Here is a 24,806-nt window from a genome sequence, read left to right as displayed (position 1 = left end):
GGGCGTACGCGATGCGAGGGCGTACGCGGTCGCGGGCCCCGCGCGGGGGCGGCGCTCACCTGAGCGGCGCGCGACGCCGCCTCACGCCGCGTCACGCCGCGTCACGCCGCCTCACAAAACCCTCACCAGGCGCAGATTGACAGCCAAAACTTTTTGAGAGTTACTTTCATTTGACTCTAACCCTCGGAGGCTGTCGTGACCGACCAACCCGATCCCCGTCGCTGGTGGGCCCTGGGCGCGCTGGTCGCCTGCATGCTCGTGCTCGGCTTCGACATGACGATCCTCAACGTGGCGCTGCCGACCATGGCGTCCCAGCTCGGCGCCGACACCGGGCAGCAGCAGTGGATCGCCGACTCGTACATCGTGGTGTTCGCGGCGACGATGCTGCCGGCCGGACTGCTCGGCGACCGCTTCGGCCGCCGGAGGATGCTCATCGCCGGACTGGCCGTCTTCCTCGTCGGCTCCCTGATCGGCACCGTCGTGGACACCCCGGGCTGGGTGATCGCGGCCCGCACCGTGATGGGCCTGGGCGCGGCCCTGATCATGCCGCTCGCGATCTCCGTCGTACCGACCCTGTTCAGCGAGGGCGAGCGGACCAAGGCCATCGGCGCCATCTCCGCCGCGTCCGCGCTCGGCATGCCGCTGGGCCCGATCATCGGCGGCTGGCTGCTCGATCACTTCTGGTGGGGTTCGGTCTTCTTCGTGAACGTGCCGCTGGTCGCGATCGGCATCGTCTCCTGCGCCCTGCTGCTGCCCGAGACCCGCGACCCCGCCGCACCCCCCGTGGACCTCGCCAGCACCGTGCTCGCCGCCTCCGGACTCGGCCTGCTGGTCTTCGGCGTCATCGAGGGCCCCGAGCGGGGCTGGAGCGATCCGCTGGTGCTGCTCACCCTGTTCAGCTCGGTGGCGCTGGTCGTGGGGCTGACCCTGCGCGAGCGGCGGCGGACGCGCCCCATGCTCGACCTCGGGCTGCTCGGCCAGCGGGGCTTCCTGTGGAACGCGGTCACCGCGACGCTGGTGACCCTGGTCCTGTCCGGACTGCTGTTCATCCTGCCCCAGTACCTCCAGGCCGTCCTCGGACACGACGCGCTCGGCACCGGCGTACGCCTGCTGCCGATGATGGCCGGACTCGTCGTCGCCGGCCGCACGGCCGGCCCCCTCGTCCAGCGGTTCGGCCCGCGCGTGGTCGTCCCCGCCGGACTGACCACGCTGGCCGGCGCGGCCTTCCTCGGCGCCACCACCGAGGTCGGCGACGGGTACGGGCACACCGCGCTGTGGCTGGTCATCGTCGGTTTCGGGTTCGGCTTCGCGATCGTGCCCGCCATGGACGCCGCCCTGGGCGCCCTCCCCCGCGACCGGGCCGGCAGCGGCTCCGGACTGCTCATGACGCTGCGGCAGTTCGGCGGCGCGATCGGCGTGGCCCTGCTCGGCAGCCTGCTCGCCGGCGCGTACGGCGACCGCCTGCGGACCGACGGCCTGCCGTCCGAGGCCGCCGACGCCGCCGGCGACTCGGTCGTCGCCGCCCACCTGGTCGCCGACGCCCTGCGCGACCCGCACCTGGCCGAGTCCGCGAACGCCGCGTACATCCACGGCATGGACGTCGTCCTGCTGGTCTGTGGCGCGACGGCCCTGGTCACCGCCCTGCTCAGCGCCCGCTTCCTGCCCGACTCGCGCACCGCTCCGGCCGCCGGCCCGGCCGCCGGCCCGGACCCGCGCCCGGCTGGCCTGCCCGCCCAGCCGGGCCCGGCCGACGTCCCGTCCGGGGCGCCGGGCGACACACCCGGCCCACGGCCCACTTCGGCGGCCCCACCGTCGTCCGTGGCCGGCGCCACGGACGATGACCGACAATAGGCGGCATGGCCTCAGCACGTACGACCTCCGCCGCGGCACCCGGGGCGGCCCCCGTCCTCGGCGCCGGGCGCGAGCGCAAGCTCGGGCTCCGCGAACGGAAGAAGATCCAGACCCGGCAGGCGATCCGGCACGCCGCCTACCGGCTCTTCGCCGAGCAGGGGTACGACGCCACTCCCGTCGACCAGATCGCCGAGGCGGCCGAGGTCTCCCCCAGCACCGTCTTCCGGTACTTCCCCACCAAGGAAGACATCGTTCTCACCGACGAGTACGACCCCGTCCTCGAGGAGGCCCTACGGGCCCGCCCGGTGGACGAGCACCCGGTGGAGTCCATCCGCCAGGTCCTGGCCGCCGCGTTGCGCGACCTCCTCCGTACCGACAGCGACAGCCTCGTCCTGCGCACCACCCTGATCCGCGACGTCCCCGCGATCCGTGGCCGCATGGCCGAGACCCAGTCGGAGTCCAGCCAGATCATCCGCTCCGTCCTCGCCGAACGCACCGGCAAGCCCGCCGACGACCTGGAACTGCGGGTCATCACCGCCGCCGTCACCGCCGCCCTGCACGAGTCGGTCATGCACTGGGTCGACACCGGCCAGACCGCCGACCTGGAAGAACTCCTGGACACCACGCTGGACCTCCTCGTCCGCGGCCTCACCCTCACCCCATCCGACGGGCCCCCGCCCGAGCGGGGACGCTAACGCGAGCACGGACGCCGCGCGTTGGCGGGGCCGCCGCGCGCGGCGCGGCGGGGGCCGGCGGCGGGAGTGCGGGTCGGTGGCCGGCGGGGGCCCGACGGGACGGGTGGGCCACGGTGACCGCCGGCCGACCGGCCTCCGCGCACCCGCCGACCGACCCGTCCCGCCGCTCTCCCGCTACAGCTCCACGATGACCGTGCCGATATGGCGGCCCTCGATCAGCTCCGCCAGCGCGCCCGGCGCCCGCTCCAGTCCGGTGAGTCGCACGTGCGGGAACGTGATCGCGCCGTCGGCTATGGCCCGGCCTATCTCGTGGGTCCAGCCCGGCACCTCGTCCAGGTGGTCGAGGAGGGTGATGCCGCGCAGTTCGATGCTGTTGGCCAGCAGGTGCAGGGTGTCGATCTCGACCGGCGCCCGGGTGCCGTCGCCCCCGAGCTGCCCGGACAGCGCGCCCACGATCGCGAACCTGGCCTTGCGGTTGGCCACCGCGAGCGCCGCCAGCAACTGCTCGCCGCCCACGTTGTCGAACATCACGTCCACCCCCTCGGGGGCCAGCTCCCGCAACTGGTCCTCGATCGGTCCGGCGCCCCTGATCACGGCGGCGTCGTAACCGAGTTCGCCCGTGAGGTAGTCCGCCTTGCGCCGGGAACCGGTGCTGCCGATGACCCGGCCCGCCCCGTGTAACCGGGCGATCTGCCCGGCCAGGCACCCCACGCCGCCGGCCGCCCCGCTGACGAACACCGTGTCGCCCGGCCGCACCTCGCACGCGCGCACCACACCGGCCCACGCGGTGAAGACCTGGGAGAGGTGGACGGCCGGGTCGGGCAGCGCCGCCAGGTCCAGCGGCGACGCGGACGCGGCGTCCACGACCGCGTACTCCCGCCAGGAGTCGTGGTGGCGCACCAGCGTGCCCGGCGCGAACCCGCTCCCCTCGGGAAGACCCGGCGCGGCGACGACCTCCCCGATCACCGGCCCCCACAGCGGCTGGTTCAGCTCGTACGCCGGCATCGGCAGATCAGCATCGGTCATCAACGTACGCATGACGGCGACCACGGTCATATACCGGTTGCGTACGAGCAGTTGGCCCGGCCCCGGCCGGGGGACCGGCGTCTCCACGATGGTGAAGTGCTCCTCGCTCAGCGCGGCCGTGGGCCGCTGGACGAGGCGCACCTCGCGGTGCGTCGCGGGTACGTCCACGGGCGAACCCGTGGCGTTGTCAGTGGTCATGGTGCTCCTTGGCACACGGGGCCACGCGCCGGGTCACCGCGCGCGGCCTACGGACATCACCCGGCCACGCTATGCCGCACCCGCACCCACCCAGCTCAACTGACGTCAGTGCGCGCTCACTTGCTACCCCGCCCCTTCCTCACACCCCCGTCAGGACCTCGCCGTCGCACCCTCGCCCGCACCCGGCCGCGACTCCCCTCACACCTCCTCGCCCGCGCCACGCAGCGCCGCTTCGAGGAGCTCCGGGTCGGTGGTCGGGGCGGCACAGGTGAAGTCGCGGCACACGTACGCCGCCGGGCGGCCGTCCACCAGCGGGCGGTTGGCCAGCAACGGCACCTCGTCGCCGCCCGGTTCGCCGACCGCGACCACCACTCCGGGCGCCGTGCCCAGCAGCGCGGCCCGGTGCAGCGCGCGCGTCGCCGGGTCGTCGGGGTGCCCGATGACGGCCACCTCGCGCGGCCCGTCCAGGAGGGCCTCGCCGGCGGCCAGCCCCCAGCCGATGAAGCGGGGGGCTCGCGCGGCGAGCGCCGTCACCACGCCCAGGGCTCGTTCGGCGGCCTCCCGGTGCCTACCGCTGCCGGTGGCGGCGGCGTAGCTGACGAGGGCGCCGGCGGCGGCTGTCCACCCGGAGGGCGCGGCGTTGTCCGTGGGGTCCTGTGGTCGCCTGATCAGCGATTCCGCGTCGTCGGACGTGTCGAAGAGGGTCCCGTCCGCACCCGTGAAGTGCCGCAGCACCGTGTCGAGCAGCAGACCGGCGAACTCCACCCACACGCCCTCGCCGGTCACCGCCGACAGCGTGAGGAAGCCCTCGGCGACGTCCGCGTAGTCCTCCAGGACGCCCGCGCTGGCGCCGGGCACTCCGTCGCGCGAGGTGCGGACCAGCCGCCCGTGGTAGTCCAGGTGGACGCGGACCAGCAGGTCGGCCGCCTCGACCGCCGCCGCCGTCAGGTCGGGCCGCTCGAAGTACGCCCCGGCCTCGGCGAGCGCGGCGATCGCCAGACCGTTCCAGGCGGCGACGATCTTGTCGTCCCGCTCGGGGCGCGGTCGCTCCTCGCGGGCGGTACGCAGCCGCTCCCGCACGGAGGCCAGCGTCCCCGCGTCCAGCAGGGGCCGCCCGTCGGGCAACCGCAACACGGAGGCGCCCTCCTCGAACGTCCCCTCCTCGGTCACCCCGAAGTACCCGGCCGCCAGCTCCCCGTCGGCGTCGCCGAGCACCTCGCGCAACTGACGCGGCGTCCACACGTAGAACGCGCCCTCGGCGTGCCCGGCGCTCTCCTCCCCGGGATCCGGGTCCGCGCCGCTGGCCACCGGGCTGTCGGCGTCGAGCGCCGACGCGAAGCCGCCCTGGTCGGTACGGAGCTCGCGCAGCAGGAAGTCGGCGGTCTCCAGGGCGACCCGACGCGCGAGATCCGAACCGGTGGCGCGCCACAGATGGGCGTACACGCGGCACAGCAGCGCGTTGTCGTACAGCATCTTCTCGAAATGCGGCACGATCCACTCGGCGTCCACGGAGTACCGCGCGAATCCGCCGCCGAGCTGGTCGTAGATTCCGCCCCGAGCCATCGCCTCACAGGTGGCCTGCGCCATCTGGAGCGCCGCTGTCGACCCCGTCCGCGCGTGGTGCCGGAGCAGGAACTCAAGCACCATCGACGGCGGAAACTTGGGCGCGCCGCCGAACCCACCCCGCACCGCGTCGAATTCCCGCGTCAGCCCGATCAGCGCCGCGTGCGATTCCCCGTCACCCGGAGGCCGCGGGGCGTCATAGGCGAGAGAACGCCCGGCCAGGTCCCGCACGATCCGCCCGGCCACCTCGCCCACCTCGGCCCGCCGATCCGCCCACGCACTGACCACCCCTTCGAGCACCTGCCGAAACCCGGGCATGCCGTGCCGAGGCGCGGGCGGAAAGTAGGTGCCGAAGTAGAACGGCTCGGCCTCCGGCGTGAGAAACACCGTCATCGGCCACCCGCCCTGCCCGGTGGCGGCCTGCACCGCCTCCATGTACACGGCATCGATATCGGGCCGCTCCTCCCGATCCACCTTGACCGAGACGAAGTGCTCGTTCAGATAAGCGGCCACCGCCTCGTCCTCGAACGACTCGTGCGCCATGACGTGGCACCAGTGGCACGCGGAGTAGCCGACCGACAGCAGAACGGGTACATCGCGCCGTTCTGCTTCCTCGAACGCCTCAGGTCCCCACGGCCACCAGTCGACCGGATTGTCAGCGTGCTGCAGCAGATAAGGCGAGGTCACACCAGCCAACCGGTTCATGCGACCCAGCCTCTCACGCCGACACGGCCCTACCGGTTCAGCCCGCGAGCCCCCGCCCTACTTGGCCGATTTGCACTCATGCGCCATCACATGGTGAATGCGTATCGCCCCTTTTGCACCCCGGTCATCCTGTGGACGCTAAAGGCTCCACCTCGGCCCAAAGCCGGTGTCCGACTGGGAGCGGGCAGTACGCTGAGTCGAGCAGCACCGCATCCTCGAAGGAGGTACACCATGACCGCCGAGATGGTGGCGCCCGCGTGGATGCACACGCAGATCAGCGCGGAGCAGTACGACTCCTGGTCCGAGGAGCAGTGCGCCGGCATCGAGATCGTGGACGGGATGGTCGTCGTGAGCCCGAGCGCCTCCAAGCGCCACAACCGGCTGGCCCGCATCCTGGCCAACGCCCTGGACGCCGCCGCGGGCCCGGACTGGAACGCTGATACGGACTTCGACGTCCGCCTGCAGGACGTTCCCCTCACCAACCGCCGCCCTGACGTCATCGTCTATCGGGCGGAGACCATCGACCTCACGCCCACCCGCCCCGAGCACGTGCTCCTGGTCGTCGAGGTGGTGTCGCCCGGCTCGGAGACCACCGACCGGATCGTGAAGGTCGACCAGTACGCCAAGGCCGGCATCCCCTTCTACTGGCGGGTTGAGCAGGCCGCCACCGGGGTTCCGCTCGTGTACACCTACGTCCTCGACCCCGCCACCAAGGCTTACCGGGACGGCGAAATGTTCACCGGCGCGATCAAGGCTGCTGCTCCCTTCTCCGTCGCTGTCGATCTGGGAGCCGTCTGACAGCGCTGGAAGATTCCTCATGCCTGAGCACAAGGGAAAGCGCAAATTCCGGGAGCACCTGGATGCTCTCTTCGCTGCCGCTGGCTCCCCTAAGCCAGCCGCCATCTGCTCTGCCAGCAGGGACCGCCTTGGGCGAAGTTCTCTGTCCGTACAGCGCATCAGCGATTGGCGAAGCGGGAAGCACACACCGACAAATAAGCTCTTCCGAGAGTTTCTCAGGGCGGTCGACAGCTTGGCTCGGCAGCGAAACACCGCTCTCCCTGCCGCACTCGCCGACCCGGCAGTTTGGGATCGCCTACTGCGCGCGGCGCGAGCAAAGACACCCACTCCGGCGCAGGGAGAATCGCGCCAGGTCACGGTAGGCGCCGTCCGGATCCCGATCCGCCCTGTGGCTGAGTCCGATCCTCTGGAACTGGGCGTACACCGAACAAGTCGCCTTGAGGGCGCTCCTCCACTGCCGACCTATGTACCACGGGACGCAGACAGGACAGTCTCGGCTCAGCTGGCAGAAGCAAGGGAGACTGGAGGTTTCGTCTTGTTGGTCGGCGAGTCCACAGCCGGAAAATCTCGGTGCGCTTTCGAGGCTGTACGACGCGAACTGTCCGATCACTGGATCGTTGCCCCACCTGCAGCCAGCGACCTGAGCCCCGTGCTAGCGCATGTATCCCTACCGAGGTCCGGCCACCGGAGGTGGGTGCTCTGGCTGGACGACCTCGACCGCTTCCTCCTCCCCGGCGGCCTCGATCAAGGCGTGTTGTCCGCGCTTATAGAGCAACGGGTTGTGGTCATGGCCACGATGCGTTCCGAGGTGTACGGCAATTACAGTGAGCGCGCGTTGCGAGGCATGGACGCTGACGTGGCATCTGTGCGCCGTCTTGGATCCCGGGTCTTGAACCTCATCGAGCCCCTCGTACTGGACCGGCAGTGGTCCGAGACGGAAATGGGTAGGCTCCACGCACACCTGGCGAACCCAAACTCCGACAGCCGCCTGGCTGACGCAGCCCACCACCACGGCGTTCACGGCGTCGCGGAATATCTGGCAGCCGGACCGAAGCTGCTCGAGGAATTTCTGACGACTCGACGCCAGCCGAAAGGCCATCCCCGTGGCGCTGCCCTGGTTCAGGCGGCGATCGATCTTGCGCGGGCAGGTATCTCCACCCCTCTGCCCGCCGAGACCCTGCTGGATTTGTCCACGTGCTATCTCAGTGCCGGGGACGCCTCACGCCTCCAAGCTGAGAGCCCCGAGCAGGCTCTAGTGTGGGCAACCGAGACCCAGTTCGGTGTGGCAGGAATGCTCGTTGCCACGGATACCACCGAGGCTTGGCGGCCATTCGACTACCTCGTGGACGCCGTTGCCAGTGCCGTCGAAGCTACGGCCATCCCCGACGAGGTTTGGGAAGCTGCGGTCACGCACGCGAATGGCGGTAGCGAGCTGCTACCTGTCGGACGGTCTGCCTTCCGCTTCGGTCGTCTGGTGCTCGCCGAGCGCTGCTTCTCTCCGCTGGCGGCCCGAGGTAACCACGTCGCAATGCACGACCTTGGGTTCGTACAACGCGAAAGACGGCCGGAACGCACCTGGCCCTCGTGGTACCGGACCGTATCTGAGACAGGAACTCCGTTGCAGGCACGCGCCCTTGGCGCCCTCCACGAAATTGAAGGGCGATGGGACGAAGCAGCAGCCTGCTACGAGAGGGCCGCCGGTCAGGGAGATGCTCTTGCCATGCGACTCCGGGGTGTAATCGCTCAGCGGCACAGGCAAAACGACGAAGCTCATAATTGGTACGTCCGCGCTGCAGAAGGCGGAGATGCGGTTGCAATCGCGTTCTTCAATCAACCGGGAATCTACCGGCCCGAAATGGGACACGAGCTGGGTTCGGAAACCTGGGACCCGAACGTCGAATGGGATGAGGAGGACGAAGAGCCGTGGCAGATGACGGCCCGCACATCACGCATCCTCAGCTGCAATCTGGAGATCCTCGCCGATATGGCTCACGCCGAGTTGAACGAACTGGGTGATCAGCCAATCTCTCCGAACAGCTTCGGGATCTTCTTTGCACTTTTACCAGCCTCCACATGGAACCAGCCACGATATTGGCGGCGCAGGGTGCTAAGAGCCCTGGATGATCTCAACGAGGACATCACTATCGGCCGCTCTCCCCAACCACGCTGCGCGGCGGAGGAACTGGCGCTCCACTTCGCTCTTGAAAGCGCTTCGGCGATGACATGCGATGAGCCGGATCTGGTGGTTGAGTTCACACAAGGGCTCCCCGAACAGCAGGGCGACTACGACTGGGACGTTTGTTCGGATCTGCTCTTCCAGGACCACGATGTGCTTTTCCTCTACGACCCGATGATGCAAGGACTGGAGCACCCCGACAACCCGCTCAACCAACGTATGGGCATTGGAGACCTGCGGCCAGAAGGATGGTTCGAGGAGTTCGGAAACGTGTCACCTCGCGACCCATCCCGAGGATTCACACATTGACGTGATCCCGCTGAATCGCTTACAGCGTGCCGATCCTTAGCGATGGATCATGATCGAGCATTACGTCATCATGGGCTAGATAATCGTTCGATATCAAGTGGACATTCTCCCAGCAACTGCCTTCCGGAACCTACGACGTCGGCAACGGTATGACGGCCGGAACGCGCCGAATGGAATTGCCTGAAAATCCCCACCAATACGGCTTGGGTGGAAGGCACCCAAGCCGTCTGCATACCCGTTCCGCCAGAAGGCCAAGGACTACGTCTCCGAGCAGCTGCTCCAGGGTGGATCCGGTCCCGCTACATCGACTGACTAGGGTCCGGTGAACTCCACCCTTGTAGCAGCTCACCAGCATGCCGCCGGGCATCGAGAGAGGGTCTCCACGGCCTGGCGCTCGGCTGCTTTCCGGAGAATCGACCGCCAGGATGTACCTGGCCTACGGCGCGCTGGGCCGTTGGCCCTCCTGGGTGTCGCAGTCCGGAACACCAACGACTGCATGCGGTTCACGCGGCGATGGACGCGAGAGGGGCCTTGGGCGCGGCTGAAGCACCAAGGGCTGCACCCTCCGGAGCAGTCCGGACCTGGCTGCGACACCAGGGATCCCGCGCATGTTCCCGAGCGGGCTGACCAAATCCGCAAGCGGCTCCGGCGCGGCAGCAAAGGCGGCCGTCCGCCTCAGCCTCGACAAAGGAACCGACTTTACAGGCAGCCGCCGCTGTCCCTTCGACCCAGATGTGAACACCAGGCATGACGACAACTCCTGGTAGACGATCCGGACCGGAAGTCCGGACATTGTCGGCTCGACCAGGGACTTTGAGCGTCTTGGCACGCAACGCGCCTCGGAATCCAGGCACCGCGCAGCCTTGTATGAGGTCAGCGCACCGGGCGGTGCGCCGTCGACCCGAAAGGATTCACATCGTGACCGTGGCACTGCTGTCTACCGTGATCTGCGCTGGTGCACTCACTCTCCAGCGCGCCATCTACCCCCTGGCCCTTCTGGTCGGTTTCTTGTGCGCGCTACGCGGCCTTGGTGCCCCCGAGCGGGTCTTGACCTTCCGTACCTTCGCCCGAGCAGTTGCCGACGTGGGCAGCCACCCCACACGCAGTTCGACGTGATCACCCCTCCGCTCCTCTTCCGCTCACCCACATTGATGAGACGTTGAAGTGACGGGCGCGAGGTCAGATGTAGCAGCGCCAAGGAACCTCACCGTCAGGAAAGTCGGTTCACTCGACCGGTCGGCGGCACCACTCTGTGGAACTGCAACACCCCGTGAGCCAGTGCGCTTCCGCGCTGTCTGCTGCCAGAAGACCATGGGTTCGCCGTACTCGTTCCGTCCGCCATGTCAGCCCAGCAGCCGCCCCCTTGACGTTCCCACGCCAGCATTCACGGCCATATGCCCAACGCGCCGACTCTGAGGCACCTTCGGCATCCTGCTCCCACCCCTTTGCGCTGCGGGGCCAGGCTAGAACAAGCAGCAACGCACTAGCACTACTAGGTACGGACAGCATGTCCAGGCGCGACCACCCCCGGTACGAGGAGGCTTGTGCGTCTATCTCGGCAAACCTGCGATCACGGTTCCATGCCCACCACTCCGCGCTCAGAAAGAAACGAGGTTGACGGGCGGGCAGGTCATCTCAAACAGGCCTGTCGCGAGGAGGGGTGTTCGGCGTGCTGGAGGAGGTACGGGGAGGTGGTCTGCGCAAGTCGGTTGGCCATACACCCCATCCTCGCGCACCGGTCCCCGCGACGCGGCTGCGCCACGGGGCGGGGCACGAAGGGGCAGGCGGGGCGGGCCTGGCCAGGCACCGGGAGAGCGGGGACGCGCACGGCGAGGCGTGGTCGTGTGGGGAGCTCGCGGTGATCGACGCCGGCAACGGCAGGGCTGGCAGGCGCTGGAGCTCGTGGACGAGGCGGCGAGCCTGTTCCGGGGGTACGGGGAGCGCCACGGACCGGACGCCGCCAGCGGCGGGCCCGCGCCGTGGGCGAGGGGCGAGGGGCGGCGCACGACAGGAGGTGGTGGGTGCGGGGCGGCACGAGGGAGCGGGCCGCGCTGTGGCGCGTCCGTGTCGGTGGACGGCGCGACCGTGCCCGGTGAGGGGCGGCGGGCACGCGGAGAGCCGGGGGGCCGTCGGTGGCCGGGGGCTTCGCGGCAGGGGTGGCGTGGCGAGGGTGGCCGGCTCGGGGGGCGGCGGCCTCGCCGTGTGCTCGGCGCTGGGGTCGGTCAGCGGCCTGGGCGTGTGCTCGGCGCCGGGGTGGGCCGGAGTCAGGCGCGGGCGGGCGACCTCGGCGTACGGCCGTCGTGGGCGACGCGGGACGCGGTGGATCGCGGGTGGGGCGGGGTGGGGGCGACGGAGAAGGCGATCACGGTGAGCGCGCCCCGCTCGCCGCTGGAACACCCTCGTGTCCGCTGGGCGACGGCGCGCTCACCATCGTCCTCTATCGGCTTGACTCTGCGCCTTTGCGCTGGTCAGAGCCTTTTTCCGCGGCGATGGGCGCTTCCTCGAAGTCGACCATCTTCATGTGCTTGTTCATGGATTTCATCAGCATCCACACGGCGACGCCGATGACCGCGAAGACGATGAAGCCGAGTACGCCAGGGGTGACCTTGTTGTTGTCCACTTCCTTGGCGAGCTCGAACACCGGAGACGCGTGGGTCAGGGCGAGGGTGCTAGTCGCGGTCATCATGCCGTCAATTGTTGCGGATGCCCGCGAAGAGGTCGTCCTCGGGGAGGGATGTCGCCACGTGGGACTTGGCGAGCTCGTACTCCTCCGTGGGCCAGACCTCCTTCTGGATCTCCATCGGGACCCGGAACCAGCCACCGTCGGGGTCGATCTGGGTACGGTGGGCGATCAGCGCCTTGTCCCGGATCTCGAAGAACTCGCCGCAGGGTACGTAGGTGGTCAGTTCGCGCTCGCGCTTCTGGAACTCCTTCCAGCGCTCCAGCCAGTCCCCGTACGGCGACTCCAGGCCACGCGCCAGGAGGGCCTCGTGCAGCGCGACGGTGCGCGGGCGGTTGAAGCCCTGGTTGTAGTAGAGCTTCAGGGGCTGCCAGGGCTCGCCCGCCTCCGGGTACCGGGAGGGGTCGCCCGCCGCCTCGAACGCCACCATGCTGATCTTGTGGGTCATGATGTGGTCCGGGTGCGGATAGCCGCCGTTCTCGTCGTAGGTGGTGATCACCTGCGGCTTGAACGAACGGATGAGCCTGACCAGCGTGCCGGCCGCCTCGTCGACGTCCTGGAGCGCGAAGCAGCCCTCGGGCAGCGGGGGCAGCGGGTCGCCCTCGGGCAGCCCGGAGTCCACGAAACCGAGCCACTCCTGCTTGACGCCCAGGATCTCGCGCGCCTCGTCCATCTCCTTGGCGCGCACCTCGTGGATGTTCGCCTCGATATAGGGGTCGCCCTGGAGCTTCGGGTTGAGGATGGAGCCGCGCTCACCACCCGTGCAGGTGGCGACCAGCACGTCCACCCCCTCGGATACGTACTTGGCCATGGTGGCCGCGCCCTTGCTCGACTCGTCGTCGGGGTGAGCGTGAACGGCCATCATTCGTAGCTGCTCAGTCAAGACTCGATCCTCAGTCCTTGGTCAAAGAAGACGCCTCCTATAGTGACCCAAGCTGGCCGGGAATAATTCCGAGATTTCCAACCGGCGGCCTGACCAGGAGGAATGATCATGGCAACGGTGCGCGACGCACGGCCGGACGGGCGCTACGGACGCTCCGCTGACGAGCGCGCGGACCGGAAGTTGAAGATCGTCGGGGCGGTGCTCGGGGCCGGGTTGCTCGGTGTGGTGGCCTGGTTCGGGTTCAGTTACGTCTCCGAGCAGGACGTCAACGGCCGGGTGATCGCGTTCAAGGCGGTGTCGGACCAGGCCATCGAGGTTCACCTGGAAGTGCGCAAGGACCGGGACAGCACGGGGGTGTGCACCGTGCGTTCGCAGGCCGAGGACGGTTCCGAGGTCGGCCGCAAGGACTTCCGGTTCGAGCAGCGGCAGGAGCAGGTGGACGAGGTGATCACGCTGCGTACGACGAAGCGGGCGACCACCGCGACCGTGGTCGACTGCGAGGCGACCGACAGCTGACCCGTCGCCCGAGCCGACACCGCGTGGTCGCGGTGCGCTCGGAGCCGGACCGCGAGCGGACCCGACGGCGTACGGGGCGGTGCGCTCAGGGCGGGGCCACGCGTGAGACGTCACCGCGCACGGGGCGGGGCGGCGTACGGGTTCGGGCGCGGTGACGGGTACGTGGTGCGGGCGCGGGGCGCCGTACGGGGGCGGCCGTGTGGGGACGGGGTCGCGCGGGGGTCGGCGCGGCGGGCCGGCGTGCGGTCGACGGGCGACCTCACCCACCCACGCGCCCGGGGAGAGCCCGCTTCCGCGCTGGTCAGGGGCCTCTCAGCAGGTCAGACGCACCCCGACCGTCCCCCTTTCTGACGTGTTTCCTACACATTCAGGCCCTTCACTCCTCCCCGTTTCCCTGCGGAATTGTTAGGCTCGTGGTTTCGCCCACCTTTGAAGGTGCACCCTTTGGAGGAGGGCGTTCATTTGTATCCCCCCAGCACCGACGAGGAGCACCTGTGACCCAGACCAGCGACAACGTCACCTGGCTGACCCAGGAGGCGTACAACCAGCTCAAGGCCGAGCTGGAGTACCTGTCGGGTCCCGCACGTGTCGAGATCGCGAAGAAGATCGAGGCCGCCCGCGAAGAGGGTGACCTGCGGGAGAACGGCGGGTACCACGCCGCCAAGGAAGAGCAGGGCAAGCAGGAGCTCCGCGTACGCCAGCTCACTCAGCTCCTGCAGCAGGCGAAGGTGGGTGAGGCCCCCGCGGACGACGGCGTGGTCGAGCCCGGCATGGTCGTCACCATCGCCTTCGACGGCGACCCCGACGACACGCTGACCTTCCTGATGGCCTCGCGCGAGTACGCGAGCGCGGACATCGAGACGTACTCGCCCCAGTCCCCCCTCGGCACGGGCGTGACCGGCAAGAAGGTGGGCGACGAGGCGCAGTACGAGCTGCCCAACGGTCGCACCGCGTCCGTGAAGATCCTCGCGGCCAAGCCCTACCAGGGCTGAGCCACCGCGACGGGCCCGCGCACCGGGAGTACCGGGCCGGGCCCCGAGGGCCACAGCCACGGACCGAACAGGCCCGGCGCCCCCACCCGTGGCGGCCCTGACGACGAAGCCCCCGACTGTTGGTGTCGGGGGCTCGGTCGTTCCCGGCCCGGACGCGGCGGGGCCGGGAGCGTGGCGGGGTCAGGCCGTCGCCGAGCGGTACTTGCGGACGGCCAGGGTCCGGAAGAGCGCGATGATCGCGATCGACCACAGCACCGAGGCCCACACCGGGTGTTCCATCGGCCAGGCGTCCGAGGGCAGTCCGTCCGGGTTGCCGAACAGCTGGCGACAGGCGAGCACGGTGGCGCTGAACGGGTTCCAGTCCGCCACGTGCTGGAGGAAGGTCGGCATGTTGTCCGTCGGCACGAAGGCGTTCGACACGAACGTGAGCGGGAACAGCCAGATCAGGCCACCGGAGGTGGCGGCCTCCGGGGTGCGTACGGACAGGCCGATCAGCGCGCCGATCCACGAGAAGGCGTAGCCGAGGAGGAGCAACAGACCGATCGCGGCGAGGGCCTTGGGTATGCCGTGGTGCGCCCGCCAGCCGATGATCAGCGCGACGACGACCAGCACGACGACCGTGAGCGTGGTCTGGACGAGGTCGGCGAGGGTGCGTCCGGTCAGGACCGCGCCGCGCGACATGGGCAGCGAGCGGAACCGGTCGACCAGGCCCTTGTGCATGTCCTCCGCGATGCCGGCGCCCGCGCCCGCCGTGGCGAACGTGACGGTCTGCGCGAAGATGCCCGCCATCAGGTACTCGCGGTAGTCGGCGGCGTCGTTGCCGGGCTCACCGGGCACGGGGATCGCGCCGCCGAAGACGTACGCGAACAGCACGACGAACATCACCGGCTGGATCAGCCCGAACAGGACGATCTCCGGAATCCGGATCATGCGGATCAGGTTGCGCTTGGCGACGACCAGGGAGTCGCGTGCCGACTGGACCAATCCGCCGTGGGCGCGTGGCGGCACGGCCTTGCGGATGGTGGTGGGGGTCGTGGTGCTCACTTCGTACCCTCCTCGGCCACGGGGCTCGCCTCGGGCCCGTTGGCTGGTTCCGACTCGGCCGCGTGGCCGGTCAGCGAGATGAAGACGTCATCGAGCGTGGGGCGGCGCAGGCCGATGTCGTCGATCTCGATGCCGCGGGCGTCCAGTTCGCGGATGACCTCGGCCAGCAGTTTGGCGCCGCCGGTCACCGGGACGGTGATCCTGCGGGTGTGGTTCTCGACGCTGGTGTCGCCCTTGCCGAAGCCGCGCAGCACGCCGGTGGCCTCCTCGACGCGCTGCCGGTCGTGGACGACGACCTCGACGCGCTCGCCGCCGGTCTGGGCCTTGAGTTCGTCGGAGGTGCCGCGCGCGATGACCCGGCCGTGGTCCACGACGCAGATGTCGTGCGCCAGTTGGTCGGCCTCCTCCAGGTACTGCGTGGTCAGCAGTAGGGTGGTGCCACCGGCCACCAGGTCCTGCATGATGCCCCACAGGGCCTGCCGGTTGCGGGGGTCGAGCCCGGTGGTCGGCTCGTCCATGAACATCACGGGCGGGCTGACGACGAGGGCGGCGGCCAGGTCCAGGCGCCGGCGCATGCCGCCCGAGTAGGTCTTGGCGGTACGGTCGGCGGCCTCGCTGAGGTTGAAGCGCTCCAGCAGTTCGGCCGCGCGCGCCTTCGCCTCGCGGGCGCTCAACTGGTAGAGCTGGCCGACCATGACGAGGTTCTCGCGGCCCGTCAGGTACTCGTCGACGGCGGCGAACTGGCCGGAGAGGCCGATCACGTGCCGTACGTCGTTGGGGTGCTTGAGCACGTCGATGCCCGCGACGACGGCCCGGCCGCTGTCGGGGCGCAACAGGGTGGTGAGCACGCGGACGGCGGTGGTCTTGCCCGCGCCGTTGGGGCCGAGCAGGCCGAGCACGGTTCCTTCGGGGACGTCGAGGTCGACGCCGTCCAGAGCCCTGACCTTGCCGAAGGTCTTGACCAGTCCTTCGGCGTAGATGGCGCCTGGCATGAGGTTCTCCCAGGGTGGCTGGTTCGTGGGTCGGTGACGGTGGTTGCGGGCGCGGGCCGGCGGCACGCGCGGCGCGGGTGGCCGTCCGCACCCGAGTCGACCTGCCGACATGGCCGGCCCATGACACGCGTGACGCGCCCGGTGTGCCGCGAGGGAGGTCGAGCGCTCACCGTTATAGCGATACGCGATATATCGCGTCAACCCTTGCGACAGTGTCGCGTTGAAGGCCCACGCTACGTCCGCCACGGCCGCCACGCACGCCGTACCGCGTCGGGCGGTCCCGCCGCCGGGCGGGCGGGCACCCCGCCCGGCCCCGCGCGACGCCCCGCCGACCCCGCTCCCGGCCGTACGCTCGCGCGCACCGTCGCCCGTGCCGTCGCCACCTCGCGCACCGACCGTCATCCGGGCCGGGTTCCCCCCTCGCGCGACGATTCACCTCCCGCCTCACACACCACGCCGCACCACCCCCGCGCCACGCGACGCGGGCCCCGCGCGACCACCCCGGCCCGGCGCGGCCCCACGCGACGCGGACCCCTCCAACGCCACCCCGGCCCCACGCGACCCCACGCGGCGCCGCGCGACACGGCCCGCTAGGCCCGCACCCTGTAGCCCGCCGCGCGGAGTGCCGTCGCGACCTCGGCGCAGTGGTCGGGGCCCTTCGTCTCCAGGTGCAGTTCCACCTCCACCTCGGTGAGCCCGAGCCGTGGATCGGTGCGTACGTGGCTCACGTCGAGCACGTTGGCGTCCGCCGTCGACAGCACCCGCAGGAGCGAGGCGAGGGCGCCGGGATGGTCGGTCAGGCGCACCCGCAGCGAGAGGTAGCGGCCCGCGGCGGCCATGCCGTGCCGCAGGATTCGCTGGAGCAGCAGCGGGTCCACGTTGCCGCCGGACAACACCGCCACCACCGGCCCCGTGAACGACTGCGGCTCGGCGAGCAGGGCGGCGACGGGACTCGCGCCGGCCGGTTCCACCACGAGCTTGGCCCGCTCCAGGCAGAGCAGGACGGCGCTGGAGAGCGCGTCCTCGGAGACCGTACGGATCTCGTCGACGAGTTCGCCGACGATGCGCAGCGTCGTCTCGCCGGGGCGGCCCACCCTGATGCCGTCGGCCATCGTGGCGGGCGCGGCCAGCGCGACCGGGTGCCCGGCCGCGAGCGAGGGCGGGAACGCGGCGGCCCCCTCGGCCTGCACACCCACGATCCGCACGTCCGGGCGTAGCGACTTCACGGCGACCGCGATGCCCGCCGCGAGCCCGCCACCGCCGATGCCGACGACGATCGTCCGTACCTCCGGGCACTGTTCCAGGATCTCCAGGCCCACCGTGCCCTGGCCGGCGATGATGTCGGGGTGGTCGAAGGGGTGGATGAAGACCGCGCCGCTCTCGCGCGCGTACGCGCGCGCCGCGCGCATCGTCTCGTCCACGACGGCGCCGCTCGTGCGCACCCGGGCCCCGTAGTCCCGGGTCGCCGCGATCTTGGGGAGCGGCGCGCCCTCGGGCATGAACACGGTCGAGCGCACGTCGAGGAGCGAGGCGGCGAGCGCGACGCCCTGCGCGTGGTTGCCGGCGCTGGCCGCGACCACTCCGGCGGCCCGCTGGGCCGGGGAGAGGCCGGCGATACGCACGTATCCGCCCCGGACCTTGAAGGACCCGGTGCGCTGGAGGTTCTCGCACTTGAGGTGGACCGGCGCGGCCAGCAGCTCGGTCAGGAACCGGCTGCCCTCAAGCGCGGTGACCCGGGCGACGCCGGACAGGGTCCGCCGCGCCTCGCGTACGGCCGCCAGAGTGACGGCACGGGCCACGGGGGGAGCGTCGGCCGCGTCCGCGCGGGCCACGTCCGCGCCGTGCGGCCCGCCCGCGACACCGGGAACGACACCGACATCGGCCCCATCCGGAGCGCCGGCCCCCTCCGAATCACCGGCCCCACCCGGAGCGTCGGCCCCGGTCGGACCGCCCGCCTCACCCGCGTCGTCGGCCTCACCCGCGCCGGGGGCGTGGGCGTGTTCGGGGCGCTCGGCGGGGGAGGGCGCATCGGTGGGCCCGTCCCCGCCGGCGGCGCGTACGGCCATGGTTCCAGTCTTCCAGCGTCGCCCCGTTCCCGCCGTCGCTGGCCACCCCACCCGGCACAGTGAGCCCCCTTCGCACTGCTTTACGCAGGGCAGGTACGAGGGGCGCCGGGGCCGCGTACTCTGTCCCCCATCCTTCAGACCACCGCACGAAGTGAGCCCCAGGCCATGCCCACCCATTCGGACATGACGACTGCGACTGCGGCCCGGGGGACAACCCCCGGGCCAGCGCCGGAGGAGACCGGCGTCCTCGACTCTCTCCAACACCAGGTGGCGGTCTTCGCCCGACGCGCGGAACAGACCCGTCTCGGCGGCGTCGGACAGGCCCGCAACTCGATGGACCGCGCCGCCTATCTCCTACTCAACCGGCTTGACCAGGAAGGAGAGATGGGCGTCAAGAAGCTGGCGCTCAGCATGGGCATCGACTCGTCCACCGTCACCCGACAGGTCGCGCCCCTCGTCGACACCGGCATGGTCAAGCGCACCTCACACCCCGAGGACGGCCGCGCCGTCGTCCTCCAACTCTCGCCACGCGGCAAGGCCCGCCTGGAAGAGGTGCGTTCGTCCCGCCGTGAGTTGATGGCGATCGCGACCGAGGACTGGACGACGGACGAACGCGACCAGTTCTGCACGCTGTTGACCCGTTTCAACGCCGCGCTCTCGGTGATCCACACCGCACCGCAGTTGGCGACGCCCTCCTGATCAGCCCGCGTACCGGCCAGTGCCGGGGCTTGGACCGACCGACGCCCTGACCTTCGGGTCCGTGGCCTGCGGCCCACCTCACCCCGAGGGTCGTACGGCGTGCGTCGGCACCCCCACCGGGGGAGCCGCCATCCGGTCTCCTCCGCTCCGCGCCCCCCGGCGAACCACCGGCCACGCTCGACCGCGCGCCGGCACCGTGACGGCCTACGCCTCGGCCGCGCCCACGCCGCCCCCACCGCGCGTCCGGCCCTCGTTCGGCTGTACCGCCCGCGCCTCGCCCACCTCGTTCGGGTTCCCCGGGTCGTCCGGGCCCGCTCGTACGGCACGGCGACGCCCGGTCACGCGGCGCCGGTACGTCGTCGGCGCCGCCCGGCACGGTGGGCAGCGCGTCGCGCCGGGGTCGCGTGCCACGGCCGACGAGTCACCACCTCGGTCAACAAGACCGCGCCCATGCTCTTGGCATATGCCATGGTCTCATTCGCCGGACGCCTGTTGGCCGTTGTCTCACGATGCGAGCGACCACGGAAGAGACCTCGCCCACACCGGCGTTCCCACCCGTCCCCGTCGGCCACCACGGGTACGCCTCCCACCCGCGCGGGGCCGGTCGCGGTGCCCCGCTACGCCCGACCGGCGCCGGCCGGGCCCGCGACGGAGCCCACCGGGTCGCCACCGGGCCCTTGACCGGGCGGCCCGGCTGGCGTGTCCTGAAGAGGTCGTGTTCTCGCGAACACGGGAGGCATCGTGGGCAGACGTCGAGCGGCGCGGGACGCGCGCCGGGCCCGGGAGTTCGAGGCGTTCGTCGCGGGCGCGGGCGGTCGGCTGCTGCACGCGGCCACGCTGCTCACGGCCGAGCCACCCCAGGACCGCGCCGTGGCCGAACGCCTGCTGACGGCCGCGCTGGCGGACACGTACGCGCGGTGGGACCAACTCCGAGGCGAGGACCCCTACGCGCGCACCCGTCAGGAACTGGCCACCCGCTTCGCGCACACGGCCTGGCGGCACCGCCACCCCGACTCCCCCGCGCGCGGCCCGCTGGCCGCGCTGACGCCGCAGGAGCGGCTGGTACTGGTGTTGCGGCTGCATGAGGGCGTGGCCGAGGAGGTGGTCGCGGCGGCGCTCGGGTTGCCCGCCGACCGGGTGCGCGCGATCTGCGCCCGCGCCGTCGCGGCCGTACGCGCAACGCCCCGCTCCCCCGCCCCCGACCAGCGGCCCGACCACGAACCCGACCCTCGGGCCGTCGACCCCGGCGCTCCCACCGCGAACGCCACGGACGGCACAGACGGCACGGGTGTCGCGGACGCCACCGGCGGCACGCGGCCGACCGGGAGCGCGGGCGGCGGGTGGGCGCCGTGAGCCGGTGGGACCGCAAGGAGGACGAGGTGCGGCATCTGTTGGAGACGCAACCACAGCCCCCGGTGCCGTGGGACCTGGCCGCGCGGGCGGCGGCGCGCGGCCGACGGGCGCTGCGCCGCCGACAGGTCGGGTACCTGGTGGTGTGGACCGTGCTGCTGGCCGGGCTGTTCGCCGTCACCGTATGGGCGGCGGTCACCGAGCCGTGGGCCACCCCGCCCCGCTCGACGACCCCGTCCTTCGACGGCCGGTAGCCCACACCGGGCGCCACCGACACCGAAAGGGGGGCGCGACCGACACCAGCGGGCCGGCTCCGCCACGCCCCACCACGACGGCCCCGCACGACCGCCGCGCCCGCGCCCGCGCCCGCGCCCGCCGGAACGATGCCCCCTACGTCGGTCGGAGCCCCGCCCCGTACCGCCGCCGGACAGCGCCCCGTACGCCGCGCGCACGGCGCCCCGTACGCCGCCGGAGCACACCGGCATACGCCCCCGTCGCCCCGGCGGGCGGGCGGCGACGGGGCGGTCCGCTTCCCGGCGGTCGCGCGCCCGGGCGGCGGCCGATCGGCCGGGCGGGCCGGGCGCGCGGGAGGGGTTAGCCCAGGGCCTGGTTGAGGTCCGCGATCAGGTCGTCGGCGGACTCGATGCCCACCGAGAGGCGGATCAGGTCGGCGGGGACCTCCAGGGCGGAACCGGCCGCCGAGGCGTGCGTCATCCGGCCCGGGTGCTCGATCAGCGACTCGACGCCGCCCAGCGACTCGCCCAGGGTGAACAGCTCGGCCCGGTCGCAGATGTCGATCGCGGCCTGCTCGCCGCCGGCGGCGCGGAAGGAGACCATGCCGCCGAAGGAACGCATCTGCTTGGCCGCGATCTCGTGCCCCGGGTGCTCCGGCAGACCCGGGTAGTAGACCTGGGCGACCTTCGGGTGGGAGGTGAGCAGTTCGGCCACCCGGGTGGCGTTCTCGCTGTGTCGGTCCATGCGCACGGCCAGCGTCTTGGTGCCGCGCATGACCAGCCAGGCGTCGAACGGGCCGGCGACCGCGCCCATCGCGTTCTGGTGGTACGCCAGTTCCTCGCCCAGGCCGCTGTCGGCGGTGACGAGCGCGCCGCCGACGACGTCCGAGTGGCCGCCCATGTACTTGGTGGTCGAGTGGACGACGATGTCGGCGCCGAGCGCCAGCGGCTGCTGGAGGTAGGGGCTGGCGAAGGTGTTGTCCACGACCAGCCGGACGCCGGCGGTGCGGGCGATGTCGGCGATGACCGCGATGTCGGTGATGCCGAGCAGCGGGTTGGTGGGGGTCTCGACCCAGATCAGCTTGGTGTTCGGGCGGATCTCGGCGCGTACCGACTCCGGGGCGGAGGTGTCGGCGACCGACCACTGCACCCCCCAGCGCTCGATGACCTTGGAGATCAGCCGGAACGTGCCGCCGTAGGCGTCGTTCGGGATGACGATGTGGTCACCGGGCACGAGCAGGGCGCGCAGCAGCGTGTCCTCGGCCGCGAGCCCGGAGGCGAAGGCCAGGCCCCGGCTGCCGCCCTCCAGCGCCGCCAGGTTCTCCTCCAGCGCGGTGCGGGTCGGGTTGGCGGACCGGCTGTACTCGTAGCCGCCGCGCAGCCCGCCCACCCCGTCCTGCTTGTAGGTGGACACCTGGTAGATGGGCGGGACGACAGCGCCGGTGGCCGGGTCCGCGGCCTGCCCCGCGTGGATGGCGAGCGTCTCGAAGCTCTGGGAGGTGTGCTGGTGAGGGTGCTGGTCAGTCATGGGCCCGAGGGTAGTGCTCCCCACCCGGCCCGCGCCGCCCGCGCGGGTGAACGGCGCGCTTAGGCTGTAGGGCGAAGGCCGTTTCGCGGGTCCGTGCCGCCCACGGGGCGCCGCCGGCGTACGCCCCGTACGGCGCCGGACGCTCCCCGGGGACGTGGCGCGGGCGGCGGTCGGGACAGCGCGACGGGCCGTGCCGGTTTCGGTGCGGCTCCCACGACAGCACACGGGACAGCATCATGGAGTTTCTGTTCATCCTCATGGGCCTGCTCATGGTCGGCGCGGTGATCGTGCCGATGCTGCGCCGACGGCGCGGCGGCCGGGACGCGGTGGCCGGCGCCCAGCGGGCCACCGACCCCGGGGAGTACGGCTTCCTGCCCGTGGAGCGGCTCGACGTACGGCTGCCGGGGCGCGACGACGAGCTGGCCGAGACGCTGGCCGAGGTGGCGCGCGACCAGGACTGGCGGCCGGCCTCCCGGCTGCTCGCGCACACCGACGCCACCTCGGAGCTGCGCTGGCAGCGGGTGCAGACGCTGGCCGGGGCGGCCGTGCACGAGCTCGCGAGCACGCCGGGGCAGGGCGGTGTCTGGCTGCGCACCTGGCGGGTCGAGGCGCCCAAGGACCCGGGCGGCGCGGCGGTGCACGCGGAGTTCCTGGTGCGCCAGGCGCTGCGGGACTCCGGTTCCGAGGACTTCACGATGATCCTGGAGGAGGCGCGCACGGTCTGCGGGGAGGCTGCCCTGCTGGCCCCCGGCGACCCCGTCCCCTACCTCGTCGAGCTGGGCATCGCCCGTGGCCTCGGCTACCGGCAGGCGGACTTCGAGGAGCTGTGGGCCAAGGTCCGCGACCGGTCCCCGGCGCACATGGGCGCGCACCTGGCCGCGCTGCACTACTGGTGCGAGAAGTGGCACGGCTCCAAGGACCTCGCGGACGCCTTCGCGCGACAGGCGGCCGGCACGGCCCCGGACCGGAGCCTGCTGCCCGCGCTGCCCCTGTTCGCGGTCTTCGAGCACCTCCCGGAGGCCAACCTGGTGCAGGGCCTGTACCGGAGCGTCGTGGTCAGCCAGGCCATCGAGGGCGCCCAGTTCGCGCTGCGGCAGGCGCCGGCGGACCACCCGGTGGCCCCGCACGTACGCCATCTGCTGATCTGGTTCCTGGTCCGCGCGGAGCGGTACGCGGAGGCCATCGTCCAGCTACGGCTGGTGGACGGCCACGTCGGCGCGATCCCGTGGTCGTACGGCCCGGACCCGGCCGTGGCGTACGCCAGCTACCGCGCGATGGCGGTCACCGGCTGGGAGGGCGCGGGCGGCACGCCCGCTACGCTGCCCCAGTAGGCGGCCGCGACGCCGACACGCGCCCCGTGCCCGCGCCTGGCGCCGCCACGCCCGCCCGCGACCGACCCCCGTGGCCGGCCGCACCCGCCCGTCACCGCCTCCGTGCCCCGTGCCCCGCCGCCCGGTCCGCACGCGGTCTCCGTGTCCGTCCGTGTCCGCTTCGTGTTCGCTCGTCTCGCCGTGCGACGGAATGGATACGGGGCGCGAGGCGTTATGTCACTGGCCGATCGTCCGCTCGTCTGGAGAGACCATGCTGTTCAGTCGTTTCAAGAACCAGCTCCCGTCCGCCGAAGAGACGCTTAAGGGCCGTCCCGAGCGGCCGTACACCGTCCCCGAGCGCCACACGGTGCTCGGTAACGCACTGCTCGGCCCCTACCCGGAGGGCCTGGTCGTCGCCGACTTCGGGCTCGGCTGCTTCTGGGGTGCCGAGCGCAAGTTCTGGCAGACGCCGGGCGTGTGGACCACGGTCGTCGGCTACCAGGGCGGGCAGACGGTCAACCCCACCTACGAGGAGGTGTGCAGCGGCATGACCGGGCACACCGAGGTCGTGCGGGTCGTCTTCGACCCCACGAAGGTCTCGTACGAGGAGCTGCTCCGGGTCTTCTGGGAGGGCCACGACCCCACCCAGGGCTACCGCCAGGGCAACGACGTGGGCACGCAGTACCGCTCGGCGATCTACGCCCACTCCGACGAGCAGGCGTCCGCCGCGCTGGACACCCGCGACACCTACCAGTCGGTGCTCTCCGAGGCCGGATACGGCGAGATCACCACCGAGATCCTGGTCGCCGGCCCGTTCTACCCGGCCGAGGACTACCACCAGCAGTACCTCGACAAGATCCCCAACGGCTACTGCGGCATCGGCGGCACGGGCGTCTCCTGCCCGATCGGCGTGGCCCGGTTGGCCTAGGCGCCACCGACTCCACGACGGCGCCGCGCACGAGCGCCGTCGCCACGGACCACGGGCCGGGCGCCGCGACGGCCGAGAGCACACCGCGCGCCCGGCCCGCACGCATGCCCCGCCCGCATCGGCCGGGGCGGTTCGGCGGGAGAGCGCGCGCCGAGCGCGGGCGCGAGGTGTCGGCCGGGGCGGGCCCGCAGGGGCCCGCGGGGGACGCCGGCCAGCCCGCACTCGCAGGGCAGTGGTTGGGAGCTGAGGGGCAGGGGCCACGGA

The 24,806-nt window shown here is 71.4% G+C and carries 19 protein-coding genes; 11 read left to right on the top strand and 8 right to left on the bottom strand.

The window, feature by feature from the left end; translation table 11 throughout:
* Window positions 1-195 precede the first annotated feature (195 nt).
* Window positions 196-1,851 carry an MFS transporter gene (locus tag ACFVFR_RS19410; protein WP_383703173.1) on the top strand — a complete coding sequence of 552 codons (1,656 nt, stop codon included), beginning with the start codon at window positions 196-198 and terminating at the stop codon, window positions 1,849-1,851.
* A 5-nt stretch (window positions 1,852-1,856) separates the two neighbouring features.
* Window positions 1,857-2,546, top strand: coding sequence for a TetR/AcrR family transcriptional regulator (locus ACFVFR_RS19405; RefSeq protein WP_383703171.1), 690 nt, complete (start codon window positions 1,857-1,859; stop codon window positions 2,544-2,546).
* Window positions 2,547-2,720: 174 nt separating this feature from the next.
* Here ACFVFR_RS19405 and ACFVFR_RS19400 read toward each other — a convergent pair whose 3' ends face one another.
* Both ACFVFR_RS19400 and ACFVFR_RS19395 read right to left on the bottom strand, forming a co-directional pair.
* Complete coding sequence (locus tag ACFVFR_RS19400) at window positions 2,721-3,770, bottom strand: MDR family NADP-dependent oxidoreductase (protein ID WP_383703169.1); 1,050 nt, start codon at window positions 3,768-3,770, stop codon at window positions 2,721-2,723.
* Between the two features lie 198 nt (window positions 3,771-3,968).
* Entirely contained in the window at window positions 3,969-6,038 is a 2,070-nt protein-coding gene (locus ACFVFR_RS19395; protein ID WP_383703167.1) for a thioredoxin domain-containing protein, read from the bottom strand.
* A gap of 231 nt (window positions 6,039-6,269) precedes the next feature.
* Here ACFVFR_RS19395 and ACFVFR_RS19390 point away from each other — a divergent pair, with 231 nt between their 5' ends.
* Together ACFVFR_RS19390 and ACFVFR_RS19385 are read left to right on the top strand one after the other, a co-directional pair.
* Window positions 6,270-6,836 (top strand): Uma2 family endonuclease, encoded by a 567-nt coding sequence (locus tag ACFVFR_RS19390; RefSeq protein WP_383703165.1) that lies wholly within the window; start codon window positions 6,270-6,272, stop codon window positions 6,834-6,836.
* 694 nt (window positions 6,837-7,530) lie between these two features.
* Entirely contained in the window at window positions 7,531-9,321 is a 1,791-nt protein-coding gene (locus ACFVFR_RS19385; protein WP_383703163.1) for a hypothetical protein, read from the top strand.
* Window positions 9,322-11,758: 2,437 nt separating this feature from the next.
* On the opposite strand, the gene ACFVFR_RS19380 is transcribed toward ACFVFR_RS19385, so the two are convergent.
* Window positions 11,759-12,007, bottom strand: coding sequence for a hypothetical protein (locus tag ACFVFR_RS19380; RefSeq protein ID WP_383703161.1), 249 nt, complete (start codon window positions 12,005-12,007; stop codon window positions 11,759-11,761).
* 4 nt (window positions 12,008-12,011) lie between these two features.
* Window positions 12,012-12,884, bottom strand: a complete 873-nt coding sequence (mca, locus tag ACFVFR_RS19375) for a mycothiol conjugate amidase Mca (RefSeq protein WP_383703159.1) — start codon at window positions 12,882-12,884, stop codon at window positions 12,012-12,014.
* A 108-nt stretch (window positions 12,885-12,992) separates the two neighbouring features.
* On the opposite strand from mca, the gene ACFVFR_RS19370 reads away from it, so the two are divergent.
* Window positions 12,993-13,400 (top strand): DUF4307 domain-containing protein, encoded by a 408-nt coding sequence (locus tag ACFVFR_RS19370; RefSeq protein ID WP_383703157.1) that lies wholly within the window; start codon window positions 12,993-12,995, stop codon window positions 13,398-13,400.
* A 494-nt stretch (window positions 13,401-13,894) separates the two neighbouring features.
* Window positions 13,895-14,392, top strand: coding sequence for a transcription elongation factor GreA (gene greA, locus ACFVFR_RS19365; RefSeq protein ID WP_383703155.1), 498 nt, complete (start codon window positions 13,895-13,897; stop codon window positions 14,390-14,392).
* 180 nt (window positions 14,393-14,572) lie between these two features.
* Here greA and ACFVFR_RS19360 read toward each other — a convergent pair whose 3' ends face one another.
* The 3 genes from ACFVFR_RS19360 to ilvA all read right to left on the bottom strand — a co-directional run bounded on the left by ACFVFR_RS19360 (window position 14,573) and on the right by ilvA (window position 18,227).
* Window positions 14,573-15,436: an ABC transporter permease gene (locus ACFVFR_RS19360; RefSeq protein WP_383703153.1), complete on the bottom strand. Its 864-nt coding sequence runs from the start codon at window positions 15,434-15,436 to the stop codon at window positions 14,573-14,575.
* Complete coding sequence (locus ACFVFR_RS19355) at window positions 15,433-16,428, bottom strand: ATP-binding cassette domain-containing protein (RefSeq protein WP_383703151.1); 996 nt, start codon at window positions 16,426-16,428, stop codon at window positions 15,433-15,435. The genes ACFVFR_RS19360 and ACFVFR_RS19355 overlap by 4 nt, the downstream gene beginning before the upstream one ends.
* Window positions 16,429-17,018: 590 nt before the next feature.
* Window positions 17,019-18,227: a threonine ammonia-lyase gene (gene ilvA, locus ACFVFR_RS19350; RefSeq protein WP_383703149.1), complete on the bottom strand. Its 1,209-nt coding sequence runs from the start codon at window positions 18,225-18,227 to the stop codon at window positions 17,019-17,021.
* A gap of 432 nt (window positions 18,228-18,659) precedes the next feature.
* Between ilvA and ACFVFR_RS19345 the strand changes: the two genes are divergently transcribed.
* From ACFVFR_RS19345 to ACFVFR_RS19335, 3 genes are all read left to right on the top strand, one after another.
* On the top strand, window positions 18,660-19,193 hold the full coding sequence (locus ACFVFR_RS19345) for a MarR family winged helix-turn-helix transcriptional regulator (protein ID WP_383703147.1): 534 nt from the start codon (window positions 18,660-18,662) through the stop codon (window positions 19,191-19,193).
* Window positions 19,194-19,934: 741 nt separating this feature from the next.
* Entirely contained in the window at window positions 19,935-20,546 is a 612-nt protein-coding gene (locus ACFVFR_RS19340) for a sigma factor-like helix-turn-helix DNA-binding protein (protein ID WP_383703145.1), read from the top strand.
* On the top strand, window positions 20,543-20,797 hold the full coding sequence (locus tag ACFVFR_RS19335) for a hypothetical protein (RefSeq protein ID WP_383703143.1): 255 nt from the start codon (window positions 20,543-20,545) through the stop codon (window positions 20,795-20,797). Before ACFVFR_RS19340 ends, ACFVFR_RS19335 begins: the two co-directional genes overlap by 4 nt.
* Before the next feature lie 340 nt (window positions 20,798-21,137).
* Here the strand turns inward: ACFVFR_RS19335 and ACFVFR_RS19330 are convergent, their stop codons facing one another.
* On the bottom strand, window positions 21,138-22,304 hold the full coding sequence (locus ACFVFR_RS19330; RefSeq protein ID WP_383703141.1) for a cystathionine gamma-synthase: 1,167 nt from the start codon (window positions 22,302-22,304) through the stop codon (window positions 21,138-21,140).
* A 236-nt stretch (window positions 22,305-22,540) separates the two neighbouring features.
* On the opposite strand from ACFVFR_RS19330, the gene ACFVFR_RS19325 reads away from it, so the two are divergent.
* Window positions 22,541-23,635: a hypothetical protein gene (locus ACFVFR_RS19325; protein ID WP_383703139.1), complete on the top strand. Its 1,095-nt coding sequence runs from the start codon at window positions 22,541-22,543 to the stop codon at window positions 23,633-23,635.
* Between the two features lie 250 nt (window positions 23,636-23,885).
* Window positions 23,886-24,542, top strand: a complete 657-nt coding sequence (msrA, locus tag ACFVFR_RS19320; RefSeq protein WP_383703137.1) for a peptide-methionine (S)-S-oxide reductase MsrA — start codon at window positions 23,886-23,888, stop codon at window positions 24,540-24,542.
* Window positions 24,543-24,806 lie beyond the last annotated feature (264 nt).

Origin of the sequence: Streptomyces sp. NPDC057702 (genome assembly GCF_042799315.1) — a bacterium.
Taxonomy (GTDB): domain Bacteria; phylum Actinomycetota; class Actinomycetes; order Streptomycetales; family Streptomycetaceae; genus Streptomyces.
Note: the sequence above shows the minus strand (reverse complement) of the source record. Positions and strands in the feature narration are given on the sequence as shown.